12 protein-coding genes and 1 pseudogene are annotated in these 15,243 nt (G+C 75.2%); 8 read left to right on the forward strand and 5 right to left on the reverse strand.

Annotated elements, in window-relative coordinates; translation table 11 throughout:
- Positions 1 to 62: 62 nt before the first annotated feature.
- Positions 63 to 4,661 carry an ATP-dependent helicase gene (locus ABFY07_RS13745; protein WP_346174771.1) on the reverse strand — a complete coding sequence of 1,533 codons (4,599 nt, stop codon included), beginning with the start codon at positions 4,659 to 4,661 and terminating at the stop codon, positions 63 to 65.
- A 79-nt stretch (positions 4,662 to 4,740) separates the two neighbouring features.
- Here ABFY07_RS13745 and ABFY07_RS13750 point away from each other — a divergent pair, with 79 nt between their 5' ends.
- The 3 genes from ABFY07_RS13750 to ABFY07_RS13760 all read left to right on the forward strand — a co-directional run bounded on the left by ABFY07_RS13750 (position 4,741) and on the right by ABFY07_RS13760 (position 6,708).
- On the forward strand, positions 4,741 to 5,604 hold the full coding sequence (locus tag ABFY07_RS13750) for an AraC family transcriptional regulator (RefSeq protein ID WP_346174772.1): 864 nt from the start codon (positions 4,741 to 4,743) through the stop codon (positions 5,602 to 5,604).
- 85 nt (positions 5,605 to 5,689) lie between these two features.
- A complete protein-coding gene (locus ABFY07_RS13755) occupies positions 5,690 to 6,409 on the forward strand; it encodes an AzlC family ABC transporter permease (protein WP_346174909.1) in 720 nt (239 codons plus the stop codon).
- A complete protein-coding gene (locus ABFY07_RS13760; RefSeq protein ID WP_065965316.1) occupies positions 6,406 to 6,708 on the forward strand; it encodes an AzlD domain-containing protein in 303 nt (100 codons plus the stop codon). Before ABFY07_RS13755 ends, ABFY07_RS13760 begins: the two co-directional genes overlap by 4 nt.
- 12 nt (positions 6,709 to 6,720) lie before the next feature.
- Here ABFY07_RS13760 and ABFY07_RS13765 read toward each other — a convergent pair whose 3' ends face one another.
- Positions 6,721 to 7,668 (reverse strand): hypothetical protein, encoded by a 948-nt coding sequence (locus tag ABFY07_RS13765; RefSeq protein WP_346174773.1) that lies wholly within the window; start codon positions 7,666 to 7,668, stop codon positions 6,721 to 6,723.
- A 79-nt stretch (positions 7,669 to 7,747) separates the two neighbouring features.
- Here ABFY07_RS13765 and ABFY07_RS13770 point away from each other — a divergent pair, with 79 nt between their 5' ends.
- The 5 genes and pseudogenes from ABFY07_RS13770 (at position 7,748) to ABFY07_RS13790 (ending at position 13,924) form a co-directional block, all read left to right on the forward strand.
- The gene (locus tag ABFY07_RS13770; protein ID WP_065965318.1) at positions 7,748 to 7,942 is read left to right on the forward strand and encodes a DUF3046 domain-containing protein; all 195 of its coding nucleotides are present in this window, start codon (positions 7,748 to 7,750) and stop codon (positions 7,940 to 7,942) included.
- Between the two features lie 199 nt (positions 7,943 to 8,141).
- Positions 8,142 to 9,353, forward strand: coding sequence for an AI-2E family transporter (locus ABFY07_RS13775; RefSeq protein ID WP_346174774.1), 1,212 nt, complete (start codon positions 8,142 to 8,144; stop codon positions 9,351 to 9,353).
- Between the two features lie 139 nt (positions 9,354 to 9,492).
- The gene (recA, locus tag ABFY07_RS13780; protein WP_346174775.1) at positions 9,493 to 10,626 is read left to right on the forward strand and encodes a recombinase RecA; all 1,134 of its coding nucleotides are present in this window, start codon (positions 9,493 to 9,495) and stop codon (positions 10,624 to 10,626) included.
- Positions 10,509 to 11,231: pseudogene (gene recX / locus ABFY07_RS13785) on the forward strand (recombination regulator RecX); the annotation flags it as partial. The gene recA and the pseudogene recX, both read left to right, overlap by 118 nt.
- A gap of 137 nt (positions 11,232 to 11,368) precedes the next feature.
- The gene (locus tag ABFY07_RS13790; RefSeq protein ID WP_346174910.1) at positions 11,369 to 13,924 is read left to right on the forward strand and encodes an FtsX-like permease family protein; all 2,556 of its coding nucleotides are present in this window, start codon (positions 11,369 to 11,371) and stop codon (positions 13,922 to 13,924) included.
- An 85-nt stretch (positions 13,925 to 14,009) separates the two neighbouring features.
- On the opposite strand, the gene ABFY07_RS13795 is transcribed toward ABFY07_RS13790, so the two are convergent.
- Genes ABFY07_RS13795 through ABFY07_RS43135 form a run of 3 tightly spaced genes read right to left on the reverse strand, consistent with a single transcriptional unit; the run spans position 14,010 to position 15,114 of the window.
- Positions 14,010 to 14,402: a rhodanese-like domain-containing protein gene (locus ABFY07_RS13795; protein ID WP_346174776.1), complete on the reverse strand. Its 393-nt coding sequence runs from the start codon at positions 14,400 to 14,402 to the stop codon at positions 14,010 to 14,012.
- 4 nt (positions 14,403 to 14,406) lie between these two features.
- Entirely contained in the window at positions 14,407 to 14,964 is a 558-nt protein-coding gene (locus ABFY07_RS13800) for a cupin domain-containing protein (protein WP_428836922.1), read from the reverse strand.
- Between the two features lie 60 nt (positions 14,965 to 15,024).
- Positions 15,025 to 15,114, reverse strand: a complete 90-nt coding sequence (locus ABFY07_RS43135) for a putative leader peptide (protein WP_352140523.1) — start codon at positions 15,112 to 15,114, stop codon at positions 15,025 to 15,027.
- Between the last annotated feature and the right edge of the window lie 129 nt (positions 15,115 to 15,243).

The raw sequence follows: 15,243 nt of genomic DNA on the forward strand, positions 1-15,243 counted from the left end.
GCCGCCCGGCGGCGCGGGGCGGGCCGGGGCCCGGGACGCCGGCCGCGTGGATTCCGGGGCGGTCAAGGGCGCAGGCGCAGGCCCCGGGGGGTGGGGTGGAAGCCGACGGCTTCCAGGGCGCGCCCGGTCGGGGAGGACAGCGCCGCCGCCCCGTTGACCCGCTCGACGGTCACCGTGCCCAGCGAGCCCGCCCGCGCGGCCTGGGCGAGCGCCTCGGCCGCCGCGTCGAGCCGGGCGTCGTCGTGCCAGGCGAGGAGCGTCTTGCCGCCGCGCTCCATGTAGAGAGTCAGCTCTCCGTCGACGAGGACCACCAGGGAGCCCGCCTTCCGGCCCGGCCGGTGGGTCGCGTCCCCTGGCGGATCGGGCCAGGGGAGGGCCGCTCCGTACGCGTTGGCCGGGTCGGCGGCGGCGAGGAGGACGGCGCGGCGGGCCGGGTCGCCGGTCTCGCGGGCCGTGGCCGCGGCGCGGAGCCGGTCGACCGCGCCGTCCATGGCGAACTGGGCGGCGCCGAGCCCTTCGACCACATAGCCGCGGCGGGCCTGGCCGTTGTCCTCGAAGGCGGACAGCACCCGGTAGGCGGCGGAGAAGCCGCCCTCGACGCCCTCGGCGGCGACCGCGCCGCGGGTGACCACGCCATGGCGGTCCAGTAGCGTGCGGGCCAGCGCGTGGGCGCGGTGGGTGGGCTCGGGCTCGCGCTCGGGGAGCAGGGACCAGCGGCCCGCCACGGTGGGCGGTCCGTTCCGCGAGGCGGTGGGGCGGGCGGTCAGGCCGCCGTAACGGCCCCGGGGGACCGCGCGCCTGGCGCGGTGGGCGGTGGAGCCGGCCGTACGGCCCGAGCCCATCAGGGCGCGCAGCGGGGCGAGGGTGTCGCCGGTGAGCCGGCCGGACCAGGCCAGGTCCCAGACGGCCTCCGCGAGCCGCGGGTCCTGCACGTCGTGTCCGGCGGCTCGGACCTGCTCGGCGATCTGGCGGAAGAACAGCCCGTAGCCGCCGGCCAGCGCGTCCAGTACCGCCTGGTGGAGGGGGCCGATCTCCAGCGGGTGCGGGGCGTGGAGCAGCAGCGGAGCGGACTCGGCGAGATGGAGGGTGACCCAGCCGTCCTTGCCGGGCAGGGCGCCCGCCCCGGCCCACACGACCTCCCCGCTCGCGGTGAGCTCGTCCAGCATGGTGGGGGTGTAGTCGCTGACCCGGGAGGGCAGGACCAGCTTCTCCAGGGCCGAGGCGGGCACCGGGGCGCCCTGGAGCTGCTCGACGGCGCGCACCAGGCCGTCGATCCCGCGCAGGCTGTGCGTGCCCAGGTGCTGCCAGCGGGGGAGGAAGGCGGCCAGCGCGGCCGGCGGGACGGGCTCCAGCTCATGGCGCAGCGCGGCCAGGGAGCGGCGGCGCAGCCGGCGCAGCACGGCGGCGTCGCACCACTCCTGGCCGGCCCCGGCGGGGGCGAACTCGCCCTGGACGATGCGGCCGCTCGCCGCGAGGCCGTGCAGCGCCCCCTCGGTGACCGCGGTGCCCAGGCCGAAGCGGGCCGCCGCCTGGGCGGAGGTGAAGGGGCCGTGGGTGCGGGCGAAGCGGGCCAGAAGATCGCCGAGCGGGTCCTTGACCGGCTCGGTGAACGCCTCGGGCACCCCCACGGGGAGCGCGGTGCCCAGCGCGTCCCGCAGCCGCCCCGCGTCCTCGACGGCCGCCCAGTGCTCCTGCCCGGCGATCCGGACGCGGAGGGCGCGGCGGGCCGCCGCCAGCTCCGGCGCCCACGCGGCCTCGGCGCCGCGCTCGGACAGCTCGGCGTCGGTGAGCGGGCCGAGGACGCGCAGCAGGTCGGCGACGCCCTCGACGTCCTTGATCCGCCGGTCGTCGGTGAGCCACTGCAGCTCGCGCTCCAGCTCGGCCAGCACATCCGCGTCGAGCAGCTCCCGCAGCTCGGCCTGGCCGAGGAGCTCCGCCAGCAGCCGGGAGTCCAGGGAGAGCGCCGCGGCCCGGCGCTCGGCCAGCGGCGAGTCGCCCTCGTACAGGAACTGCGCCACATAGCCGAAGAGCAGCGAGCGGGCGAACGGGGAGGGCTCGGGGGTGGTCACCTCCACCAGCCGGACCCGGCGGGACTCGATGTCGCCCATCAGCTCGGTCAGGCCCGGTACGTCGAAGACGTCCTGCAGACATTCGCGGACGGCTTCGAGCACGATCGGGAACGAACCGAACTCGCTCGCCACCTGGAGGAGCTGCGCGGCCCGCTGGCGCTGCTGCCACAAGGGGGTGCGCTTGCCCGGGTCGCGGCGGGGCAGCAGCAGGGCGCGGGCGGCGCACTCGCGGAAGCGGGAGGCGAACAGCGCCGAGCCGCCGACCTGGTCGGTGACGATCTGGCCGACCTCGTCCTTGTCGAAGGCGACATCGGCCGCCCCGACGGGGGATTGCTCGGCGTCGTACTCCCGCCCGGGGGCCATCGGGTCGCCGTCCAGCAGGTCCAGGCCCATCAGGTCCGCGTCGGGCAGGCGGAGCACGATGCCGTCGTCCGCGTGCATCGCCTGCGCATCGAGACCGAACCGCTCGGCCAGGCGCGCGCCCAGTGCCAGCGCCCAGGGCGCGTGGACCTGCGCGCCGAAGGGGGAGTGGATGACGACGCGCCAGTCGCCCAGCTCGTCCCGGAAGCGCTCCACGACGATCGTGCGGTCGTCCGGCACATGGCCGCAGGCGCGGCGCTGCTCGTCCAGATACGCCAGCACATTGTCCGCGGCCCAGGTGTCGAGTCCCGCGGCCAGCAGCCGCTCCCGGGCCGCCTCCGGGGCCAGGCCGCCGACCTCGCGGAGGAACGCGCCCAGCGCGCGGCCCAGCTCCAGCGGGCGGCCCAGCTGGTCGCCCTTCCAGAACGGGAGGCGCCCGGGGACGCCGGGGGCAGGGGTGACCACGACCCGGTCGCGGGTGATGTCCTCGATCCGCCACGAGGTGGTGCCGAGGGTGAACACATCGCCCACCCGCGACTCGTAGACCATCTCCTCGTCGAGCTCGCCGACCCGGCCCCCGCCCTTCTTGGGGTCCGAGCCCGCCAGGAAGACCCCGAACAGGCCGCGGTCGGGGATCGTGCCGCCCGAGGTGACGGCCAGCCGCTGCGCCCCCGGGCGCCCGGTGACGGTGCCCGCCACCCGGTCCCACACCAGGCGCGGCCGCAGCTCGGCGAAGGCGTCGGAGGGATAGCGGCCCGCGAGCATGTCGAGGACCGAGGTGAAGGCGGACTCCGGGAGCGCGGCGAAGGGCGCGGCGCGGCGCACCAGGGCCAGCAGCTCGTCCACGTCCCAGGTGTCCACGGCCACCATGGCGACCAGCTGCTGGGCCAGCACGTCCAGCGGGTTGGCGGGCACCCGCAGCGACTCGATGGCCCCCTCGCGCATCCGCTCGGTGACCACGGCCGCCTGCACCAGGTCGCCGCGGTACTTCGGGAAGACCACACCGGTGGAGACCGCCCCCACCTGATGGCCGGCGCGGCCCACCCGCTGCAGCCCGGAGGCCACCGAGGGCGGCGACTCGACCTGGACGACGAGGTCGACCGCGCCCATGTCGATGCCCAGCTCCAGGCTGGAGGTGGCCACCACGGCGGGCAGCCGGCCCGCCTTCAGGTCCTCCTCCACCAGCGCCCGCTGCTCCTTGGACACCGAGCCGTGGTGCGCGCGGGCCAGCAGCGCGGGCGCCCCCTTGGCGGCCCCCGACTCGGCCATCAGCTCGGCGGGGGAGTGGTCCTCGGGCAGCGCCTCGCCCGTGGCCCGCTCGTACGCGATCTCGTTGAGCCGGTTGCACAGGCGCTCGGCGAGGCGGCGGGAGTTGGCGAAGACGATGGTCGAGCGGTGGGCCTGCACCAGATCGGCGATCCGCTCCTCCACATGGGGCCAGATCGACGGCTTCTCGCCCGTGTCCCCGTCCTGGACGGGTGAGCCCCCCAGCTCGCCCAGGTCCTCGACCGGGACCACCACCGACAGGTCGAACTCCTTGCCCGAGGGCGGCTGGACGATCTCCACCCTGCGCCGCGGCGAGAGGAACCGCGCCACCTCGTCCACCGGCCGCACCGTGGCCGACAGGCCGATCCGCCGGGCCGGGCGGGCCAGCAGCTCGTCGAGCCGCTCCAGGGAGAGCGCGAGATGCGCCCCGCGCTTGGTCCCGGCGACGGCGTGCACCTCGTCCAGGATCACCGTCTCCACGCCGCGCAGCGCCTCCCGCGCGGACGAGGTGAGCATCAGGAACAGCGACTCGGGGGTGGTGATGAGGATGTCCGGCGGCCGGCTGACCAGCGCGCGGCGCTCGGCCGCCGGGGTGTCGCCGGAGCGCACGCCCACCCGGATCTCAGGCTCGGGCAGGCCGAGCCGGACGGACTCCTGGCGGATGCCGGTGAGCGGGCTGCGGAGGTTGCGCTCGACATCCACCGCCAGGGCCTTGAGCGGCGAGACGTACAGCACCCGGCAGCGCTTCCGGGTCTCGGCCGGCGGGGGCGTGCCGGCCAGCCGGTCGAGGGCGGCGAGAAAGGCCGCCAGGGTCTTGCCCGAGCCCGTCGGAGCCACGACCAGCACGTCCGAGCCCTCGCCGATCGCCCGCCAGGCGCCCTCCTGGGCGGCCGTGGGCGCGGTGAAGGCGCCCGTGAACCATCCGCGGGTCGCGGGGGAGAAACCGTCGAGTGCTGGACCTGCCATGCCCTCCATCGTGCACCGGGCCACTGACAACGGGCGGACCCGCAGGTCAGGGCCCCGGGGAGCGGCGCACAATGACCCCATGGACACCAAACGGCGGTCGGCGGAGTGGGCACGGCACTGGCGCTGGACCGCGCTGCCGGGCCTCGACCTGCTGCGGGCCCGCTACGTGGACCACAGCTTCCCCCTGCACTCGCACGACGGGTACGTCTTCGGCGCGGTCACCCGCGGGGTGGAGGAGGTCGGGCTGCCGGGCGGCACCGAGCGGGCCGGCCCCGGCACCGTCGTCATGATCAACCCCGAGGTGCCGCACACCGCGCGCGCCGGGGCCCCGGAGGGCTGGACCTACGCCACGCTCTACCCCTCCGCGTCGGTGATCGCCGAGATCGCGGCCGAGGCCACCACGGTCCGCGGCACCGTCGGGTTCCGCGAGGCCCTGGTCGAGGACGCACACGCCGCGCACCTCATCAGCGAGGTCCACCGGGCGGCCGAGGAAGGCAACGCGCTCGCCGCCGACGGCCTGCTGCGCGTCGCCGTCGCCCGGCTGCTGCGGCGCCACGGCGGCCCGCTCCCCGCACGTCCGGCGCGCACCGCGGGCGCGCGGGTGGCGGTGCGCGCCCGCGAGATCCTCGACGCGCGGATGGCGGACCCGCCCACCCTGGAGGCCCTGGCGGCCGAACTCGGTACGGGTCCCTTCGCCCTGCTGCGCGCCTTCCGCGCCGCCTACGGCATGCCGCCGTACACCTGGCTCACCGACGCGCGGGTGCGCCGGGCGCGCCGCCTGCTCGAGGGCGGGGCCGCCCCGGCCGAGGCCGCTGTCGCCGTCGGCTTCACCGATCAGCCCCATCTGAACCGCCACTTCACCCGGATCGTCGGAGTGCCACCGGGCGCCTACCGGCGCGAGCGTGCAAGAACGTACAAGACCGGATCCGGTCCGGTCTCCTAGCGTGCGGAGTGTGGCAGAACAGATCGACATACGTACCGGCTCCGGGGCCGGTCCCGGAGCCGACCGCGGCTCCGGAACCGAGCCCGTGACCGACTCCCCGCCCGGAGCGCCCAAGGCGAGCGCGGCCGTGGTCCGCGACGCGCTGGGCGTCGGGGTCGCGGTCGGGCTCTCCGGCTTCGCCTTCGGGGTGACGTCGGCGGGCGCGGGCCTCAGCGTCCCGCAGACCTGCGCGCTCAGCCTCCTCGTCTTCACCGGCGCCTCGCAGTTCGCCCTCGTGGGCGCGCTGGCGGCGGGCGGCAATCCGCTCACCGCCGCCGCGGGGGCGTTCTTCCTGGGCGTGCGCAACGCCTTCTACGGGTTGCGGCTGTCCGGCCTCCTCGCGCTGCCCCGTTCGGTGCGGCCCCTGGCCGCCCAGTGGGTCATCGACGAGACCTCCGCCGTCGCCCTGGCGCAGCCGGACCGGCGCAGAGCGCGGCTCGGCTTCACCGTCACGGGCCTGAGCCTGTACGTCCTGTGGAACCTCACCACGCTGATCGGCGCCCTCGGCGCGTCCGCGCTCGGCGACACCGCCGCCTGGGGGCTGGACGCCGCCGGCCCGGCGGTCTTCCTCGCCCTGCTGGCCCCCATGCTCCGCGGCACGGTCGAGCGGGCCGCGGCCGGCCTCGGGGCCCTGCTCGTCCTCGGCTGCCTGCCGGTGCTGCCCGCCGGCGTCCCCGTCCTGGTGGCGGCGCTCGCCGCGCCCGCCGTGCTGGCCGCGCACGGCCTGCGCGCCCGGCGCGCGACCGGGGAGGGGAGGGACCGTTGAGCACCTGGATCGCCATCGGTGTCACCGCGGCCGGGTGCTACCTGGTCAAACTGCTGGGCCTGTCGGTGCCCGCCGGCGCGCTCGAGCGCCCGCTCGTCCGGCGCCTGGCCGCGCTGCTCCCCGTCGCGCTGCTGGCCGCCCTCACCGCCCAGCAGACCTTCGGCGACGGCGGGCACCTGGTCCTCGACGCGCGGGCCGCCGGGCTCGGCGCGGCCGTGATCGCCTTGGTGGCGCGCGCTCCCTTCCTGGTGGTGGTCGCCGTCGCGGTGGCCGTCACCGCGGGCGTACGGGCGCTGTAGCCGCGGGCTCCCTCACAGGGCGCGGCCGTACGCGCGCAGCGTCAGCAGGGCCTCGATGGTCACGATCGGCCGCGACTCCAGGACCGCCCCGGGCGCCCGGGTGCTCCGGCGGAGGGGCCAGCCGCCGTCCTCGCACTGGGAGTCCGCGAGGAAGTCGAGCGACCGCTCCACTTCGGCGTCGGTGAACCACGCGCGGGCGGTGGAGCCGGGAGTGGGCGCCACCTCGTGGACGAAGATCCGCCGGCCCGGGGGGTGACCGTGCGGAGGCGGGGTGGCCCGGGCGGCTTCGGGGTCCAGCGCCACCAGCCCCTGCTTGCGCACCCGCCGGCCGAGCCGCTCCGCCGCCGCCAGCGCCCGGGAGCGGTCCGGCGCGCCGTCGAGGAAGGCGACGGCCGCCAGGACCTCCTCCGCACGGGGCGCCGCGCGCTCCTCCAGCGCCGCGACCGCCGCCCAGCAGAAGTCGGTGGCCCGGAACAGCCAGGCATGCCAGACGTCGTTGCGGTGCAGCAGCCCCACCACCGGGCCGGTGGTGAGCAGGTTCCCGGCCGGGCCGTCCGCCATCGGGCCCCCGAAGGCCGCCGGCCCCCCGGAGGCCACGGGGCTGCCCGGCGGCGCGGGGCGGTGCGCCGGGAGCGCGCCGTCCGGGGTGGTGATCTCCGTCAGATAGCGGCACAGGCCCTCCGCGCGCCGCCCCCCGCAGCGGCCGATCCCGTCCAGGACGCGCAGCGCGTGCGCGGCGTGCTGCGGTCGGCTGTGCGGGCCCCGCAGATCCGGCTCCAGGGCGTGGCCGTAGCCCCCGTCGTCCCCCAGGTACGCGGTCAGCGCGGTCTCGACCGGGTCGGCGCCCCCGCCCAGGAAGTGGTACGCGAATCTGCGCTGCTCGAGCACCCGGGCGGTCAGCCATACGAACTGCTCGGCGCGGGCCAGCGGGGAGGAGGGGACTGCTGCGGATCGGTCCATGGGCCGACCGTAGGCCGGAAAGCGCTGTCGCACGGCGGCTCGCGCCGGAGTGCACCCCCAGGAGCGCGATACTGGTCGCATGCGGTTGACGGACTTCTGGCGACGGATGGCGGACTACTTCGGAGAGGGGTACGCCGACTCCTTCGCGCGCGACCATGTGATGTCGGAGCTCGGCGGCCGCACCGTGCACCAGGCGCTGGACGCCGGCTGGGAGGCCAAGGACGTCTGGCGCGGGGTCTGCCGCGCGATGGAGATTCCGGCGGACCGGCGCTGACGAGCGCGGACACGCACGGACAAGTGCTGACAAGCACGGACAAGCACGGGCAGGCGCTGACAGGCGCTGACAGGCGCTGATCCGAGCGGTGAGCAAGGGCTGAACAAGCGCCGAGCAGGCGCCGCGCGGCCGCCGTTCCGCGGGCCCCGACTCGCGGGGTGGCCGGATGTCCGCCCCGGATGTACGCCACACTTGCCCAGTGGCCCCCGCAGAAGAGACCCTCCCGCCCGACGCCGACGGCGTCCCCGCCGCCCCCGAGGCCGCCGCCGCCCGCGAGGCGCGGCCCGACGGGCGCATGCCGCGCTGGCTCCCGCGCGCCATGGTGCTCGCGCTGGCCCTGGTGGCCTGTTTCCGCCTCGCCACCTGGGCCTTCGACCAGCTGACCGGACTGCTCCTCAACATCCTCATAGCGTTCTTCCTCGCGCTCGCCGTCGAACCGGCCGTGGACCGGATGGCGGCGCGCGGCGTGCGCCGGGGGCTGGCCACCGGGCTGGTCTTCCTCGGCATCCTGATCGGCGTCGCCGGGTTCTTCACCCTGCTCGGCTCGATGCTCGCCGACCAGATCGTGACCATGGTCGAGGAGTTCCCGAAGTATCTGGACCAGGTGGTCAGCTGGATCAACGAGACCTTCCACACCGAGCTGTCGCGGGTCGAGATCCAGGACAGCCTGCTCCACTCCGAGTGGCTGCAGAGCTACGTCAAGAACAGCGCGAACAACGTGCTGGACGTCTCGGCGCAGGTGCTCGGGGGGCTCTTCAAGGTCCTCACCGTGACCCTCTTCGCCTTCTACTTCGCCGCCGACGGCCCCCGGCTGCGCCGTGCCCTGTGCTCGGTGCTGCCGCCGAGCCGCCAGACCGAGGTGCTGCGCGCCTGGGAGATCGCGGTCGCCAAGACCGGCGGCTACATCTACTCGCGCGGCCTGATGGCGCTGATCTCCGGCATAGCGCACTACGTGCTGCTGGAGTGGCTGGGCGTGCCGTACGCCCCGGCGCTGGCCGTCTGGGTGGGGTTGATCTCGCAGTTCATCCCGACCATCGGCACCTATCTGGCGGGCGCCCTGCCGATGCTCATCGCGTTCACCGTCAACCCCTGGTACGCGCTGTGGGTGCTGGTCTTCGTGGTGGTCTACCAGCAGTTCGAGAACTACCTGCTGCAGCCGCGCATCACCGCCAGGACCGTGGACATCCACCCGGCCGTCTCCTTCGGCTCGGTCATCGCGGGCACCGCCCTGCTGGGCGCGGTGGGCGCGCTGATCGCGATCCCGGCGACCGCGACGCTGCAGGCGTTCCTCGGCGCGTACATCAAGCGGTACGACGTGACGGACGACCCGCGGGTCCAGGGCCGGACGCGGCGCCGGCGCGGCATGTCGGCGCTCGCGCGGGCCCGCGACGCGCTGAAGCGGCGCGGTTGACACGAAAATCGAACATCCATTCTCATGGTGGATCTCGGCTGAGTTATCCACAGGCGGAGGACGTCCGGGCCGCTTGTCAGTGGCAGGCGTTAGCGTCGTGGACGTGAAGCGATCGACACAAGCAAACCGGGTGGAACCCATGGCAGGAACCGACCGCGAGAAGGCGCTCGACGCCGCGCTCGCACAGATTGAACGGCAATTCGGCAAGGGCGCAGTGATGCGCATGGGGGAGCGGCCGAACGAGCCGGTCGAGGTCATCCCCACCGGATCGACGGCGCTCGACGTGGCCCTCGGCGTCGGCGGCCTGCCGCGCGGCCGTGTGGTGGAGGTCTTCGGTCCCGAGTCCTCCGGTAAGACCACCCTGACCCTCCACGCGGTGGCCAACGCCCAGCGGGCCGGAGGCACGGTCGCCTTCGTGGACGCGGAGCACGCCCTCGACCCGGACTACGCGCAGAAGCTGGGCGTCGACACCGACTCCCTGATCCTCTCCCAGCCGGACAACGGCGAGCAGGCGCTCGAGATCACCGACATGCTGATCCGCTCCGGCGCGCTCGACCTCATCGTCATCGACTCCGTCGCCGCCCTGGTGCCGCGCGCGGAGATCGAGGGCGAGATGGGCGACTCCCACGTCGGCCTCCAGGCCCGGCTGATGAGCCAGGCGCTCCGCAAGATCACCGGCGCGCTCAACCAGTCCAAGACCACCGCGATCTTCATCAACCAGCTCCGCGAGAAGGTCGGCGTCATGTTCGGCTCCCCGGAGACGACGACCGGTGGCCGGGCGCTGAAGTTCTACGCCTCGGTGCGCCTGGACATCCGCCGCATCGAGACGCTCAAGGACGGCACCGAAGCGGTCGGCAACCGCACCCGCGTCAAGGTCGTGAAGAACAAGGTCGCGCCGCCCTTCAAGCAGGCCGAGTTCGACATCCTGTACGGCCAGGGCATCAGCCGCGAGGGCGGCCTGATCGACATGGGCGTCGAGCACGGCTTCATCCGCAAGTCCGGCGCCTGGTACACGTACGAGGGCGACCAGCTCGGCCAGGGCAAGGAGAACGCCCGGAACTTTTTGAAGGACAACCCCGACCTGGCCAACGAGATCGAGAAGAAGATCAAGGAGAAGCTGGGCATCGGCGTCAAGCGGGAGGAGCCGGCCGTGGAGCCCGGCGCCGACGCGGGCGCCCCGGCCGCGGCCGCCGCCGCGCCGGTGAAGACGGCGCCCGCCACGGCGGCCAAGGCCGGAACGAAGGCGGCCAAGGCCGCCACGGCCAAGAGCTGACCGTGACGCGGCGGACCGACTGGCCGGACGGCCAAGGCCGTCCGGCCGGCCCGGACAGCGGCGTCCCCTCCTCGTCGAGGGCCGAGCAGGGGCCGCCGCGCGACCCGGAGGAGCAGGCGCGGGCGATCTGCCTGCGCCTGCTCACCGGGACCCCGCGCACCCGCCGACAGCTCGCGGACGCGCTGCGCACCCGCGGCATCCCCGACGAGGTGGCGCAGGAGGTGCTGTCCCGCTTCGAGGACGCGGGGCTGATCGACGACGCGGCGTTCGCCGACGCCTGGGTGGAGTCCCGCCACCACAGCCGGGGCCTCGCCCGCCGGGCGCTCGCGCGCGAGCTGCGCACCAAGGGGGTGGACCCGGCGCTGATCGACGAGGCCGTCGGGCAGCTCGACGCCGAGCAGGAGGAGCACACCGCCCGCGAGCTGGTGGAGCGCAAGCTGAGGGCCACCCGCGGCCTCGACCGGGAGAAGAGGCTGCGCCGGCTGGCCGGGATGCTCGCGCGCAAGGGCTATGCGGAGGGGCTGGCGCTGCGAGTGGTGCGGCGCGCGCTGGAAGAGGAGGGGGAGGACCCGGAGCTGCTGGAGCGGCATCTGCCCGAGGGGTGAGTCCGGTGCGGTCGGCGGCCCCGACCTGCCGGAGAGGGGGGTTAACCCGACCCTGAAGAGGCCGGTCGGCCGGAGCGCCCCCGCCCCCGGCCCCGTGGAATGGTGCGCTCATGACAGAGCACACCGCACGGCGAGCCATGATGTTGCGCTATGCGATACGGACCCTGCGCGCCCGCAAGGGCGGATTCATCGGCGCGCTGCTCGCCCTCTTCTGCGCCTCGGCGCTGATCACCGCCTGCGGCGTGCTGCTGGAGACCGGCCTGCGCGGCTCCATCGCCACCGAGCGCTATGCCGCGACCCCCGTCGTCGTCTCGGCCGACCAGTACGTGCACCAGGTCACGGTCAAGCACAAGAAGGGCAAGACGAAGGTCAAGCACAAGGCCAAGCCCCTCGCCGAGCACGCCTGGCTGCCGTACGGGACGGTGCGCACCGTCCAGCGGGTCCCCGGAGTGCGTCGTGCGGTCCCCGAAGTCACCTTCCCCGCCCACGCGGTGACGCCCGACGGCCGCGTCCTGTCCGGCCCCGACGGCACCCCCTCCTATGGCCACGCCTGGAGCTCCGCGCCGCTGACCCCCTTCGCCCTCACCCGCGGCAGCGCCCCGCGCCTCGCCGGAGACGTCGTCGTCGACCGCGCCCTCGCGGCCCGCGCCGGCCTCGAGCCCGGTGACCGGCTCACCGTCCAGTCCACCGCCGCCCCCCGCACCTACCGCGTCACCGGCATCGCCGCCCCGGCCGGCGGCGATCTGCGCCGGCAGACCAGCCTGTTCTTCACCGACTCCGAGGCCACCCGGCTCGCCGCCCACCCCGGCCGGGTCGCCGCCATCGGCGTACTGCCCGAGCCGGGCACCGACCCCGCCCGGTTGAAGCACGACCTCGCCACGGCCCTGACCGGCACCAAGGCGCGGATCCACACCGGCGGCGACCGCGGGCCCACCGAATTCCCCGACGCGGCGGCCGCCCGCACCCGCCTGGTCAGCATGGGCGGGGCCATGGGCGGCACCTCGCTCCTGGTCGCGGTCCTCGTCGTGGTCGGCACCTTCGCGCTCTCCATCCAGCAGCGACACCGCGAGATCGCGCTGCTCCGCGCCATCGCCGCCACCCCGCGCCAGATCCGCCGCCTGCTCGGCCGGGAGGCCCTGCTCGTCGGCCTGGTGGCGGGCGCCCTGGGCGCGCTCGCCGGACTGCCCCTCGCCCACTGGCTGTACGGCCGGTTCGTGGAGGTGGGAGCCGTCCCCGCCACCTTGCACCTGGCCGTCGGCTTCTTCCCGATGGGCGCGGCCGTGGCCACCACGCTGCTCGGCGCCTGGGCCGCGGCCCGGATCTCCGCCCGCCGGATCGTCCGCATCCGGCCCGCCGAGGCCCTGTCCGAGGCCGCGGCCCCGCGGCCCCGCCCGGCCCTGGGGCGGACGCTGGCCGGACTGGCGCTGCTGGCCGGCGGAGTGGTCCTGGTCGTGCTCCTCGGCCATCTGCACACCGAGCCCGCCTCGACCCCCGTCACCTACCTCGCCGTCGTCGTCCTCGCCGGAGCCGTCGCGCTGCTCGGCCCGCTGATCGTCCGTACGGCGGTGGCGGTCCTCGCGCTGCCGCTGCGCGCGGTACGGCCCTGGGGCCGGCTGGCCACCGCCAACCTCCGGGGGAACGCCACCCGGATGGCCACCGCCGTCACCCCGCTCGTGCTGCTCATCGGCATGGCCGCGACGGTGCTCTTCCTCCATCCCACGCTCGACGACGCCGCCCGGCGTCAGGCCAGGGACGGCAACCGCGCCGACTGGACGCTCGCGTCCCAGGGCCCCGGCGTGCCCGGGGCGGCGGCCGCCGCGGTCCGCCGGACGCCGGGGGTCACGGCGGCCACCGAGGTGGTGCGGACCACCGTGCGCGTCGGCCTCGACAAGTACCAGGCGCAGGGCGTGACCCCCCAGGGCCTGACCCGGACCTGGGACCCGGACGTCACCCGGGGCTCCCTGGCCCGCTTCGGTGCCGGCACCGCGGCCCTCAGCGAGGTCGCGGCCGACGACCTGGGACTGGCCCCCGGCGGCAGGCTGCGGCTCACCCTCGGGGACGGCACCCCCGCCACGCTCACGGTCGTCGCCGTCTACGCCCGCGGGCTGGGCTTCGGGGATCTGACCCTGCCCCACGACCTGGTGGCCCGGCACGTCGACAATCCGCTGGCCTCGTCGGTGCTCGTGGCCGCGGACCACGCCGCGCGGGCCCGGGTGGCGAAGGCCGTGCGGGGCTTCCCGGGGGTCCGGGTCCTCGACCCGGACCGGGTGGAGGAACTGCGCGCCGCGACCGCCCGGTCGAACGCGGAGGTCGACTACATCGCGATGGGCCTCATCGTGGCCTTCACCGCCATCGCCGTCGTCAACACCCTGGCCATGTCCACGGCCGAGCGCGGCCGGGAGTTCGCGAAGCTCAGGCTGGCCGGGGCCACGCGGCGCCAGGTGCTGCGGATGCTGCGACTCGAGACGGCGGGCCTGCTGCTGATCGCGGTCGTCCTGGGCACCGGGACGGCGCTGGCCGTCCTGACCGCGTTCAGCGTCGGCATGACCGGCGGCGCGGCGCCCACCGTCGTCCCGCTCACCTACGCCCTCGTGCTGGGTCTCGCGGCGCTGCTGGCCTTCGCGGCGACCGTGCTGCCCGGGCGGCTGGCCCTGTCGGCCCGGCCGGTGGACCTGGCCTCGGCCAAGGACTGAACCCAGGACTGAACCGCGCACCGGCCCCCTGGAACGGCAAAGGCTCAAGTCCGGGGGCCGGTCGGTCGGTTGCGGGCGGGGGCGCTCAGGAGTGGGGGCGCACCGGAAGGCCCGCCGCGCGCCACGCCTGGAAGCCGCCCACCAGGTCCGTGGCGCGGGACAGCCCGAGCTGTCGCAGCGAGACCGCCGCGAGGCTGGAGGCGTACCCCTCGTTGCACACCACCACGACCCGCAGGCCGTGGTCGGTGGCCTCCGGCAGCCGGTGGTCGCACAGCGGGTCGAGCCGCCACTCCAGTTCGTTGCGCTCGACGATCAGCGCCCCCGGTATCGTCCCGTCCCTCTCCCGCAGCGCCGCGTACCGTATGTCCACCAGCAGCCCGCCCTCGGCGTGCGCCGCGGCGGCTTCCTCGGGCCCGAGGCGGTCGAGTCCGGCACGGGCCTCGGCCAGCAGGTCGTCGATGCTCCGCTTCTCGCTCACCGGGTCACTCCCATTCGGCCGGCCGCTCGACCTGCTCCAGCCGCAGCACCGCTCCGGTGCGGCTGTACCGGCGGATCAGCGGCAGCGGCGGGTAGTAGGCGTGCACCGACACGGCGTGCCGGTCCGTGGAGGTGTTGAGCACCTCGTGCACGTGGTGCGGCCCGAAGGCGCGGCCCTGTCCGGCGGCGACCCGCCGCTCGCGGTCGACGTCGTCGGCCAGCTCCAGGGTCTTCCAGCCCTCGGTGGGCAGGCGCGCCGCGAGTGACTGTTCCCAGAGCTCTCCGGCCGCCGTCACGAACGCGCCGTGCGAGCCGCCGTGGTCGTGCCAGCCGGTGCCGGTGCCGGGTGGCCAGCCGATCAGCCATGCCTCGCTGCCGCCCGGCCCCTCGAGCCGCAGCCAGGTGCGGCCCTCCGGGTCGAGGGGGAGCGAGTCGACGAGGGCGGTGTCGGCCGCCGTCCGGCGGACGAATTCCAGGAGTTCCGCCGGGGTGGGCGCGGCGTCGCCGGAGGGCCGGGCGGAACCCGCGGGCAGGGTGGGCGAGGAAGTGCTTGTGTCGGGCACGGAGACCGTCCTGAGTGATCGCAAAGGGGCGCGGTCCGAGCCGCGCGGGAAAGAAGTCGATCAACAGGAGGGGCAACAGACGCAGCCCGCGTAGCGGACGAGGTCCACATGGACCCTCCGCCAGAAGCGCGGCAACCGGGCGTCAGTCACGCGGCGTACTCAACCACGCCCCGGAACCCAAGGTCAACTACTCCCGTCCACCCCTCGGACGCGTCCCGTACGCCTCCTGGTGGCACGCCGGAGGCGCCACCTGACGCCCACTCCGGTGCGCGCGGCGTG

Source organism: Streptomyces sparsogenes subsp. cuspidosporus (assembly GCF_039532705.1).
Lineage (GTDB): Bacteria > Actinomycetota > Actinomycetes > Streptomycetales > Streptomycetaceae > Streptomyces > Streptomyces sparsogenes.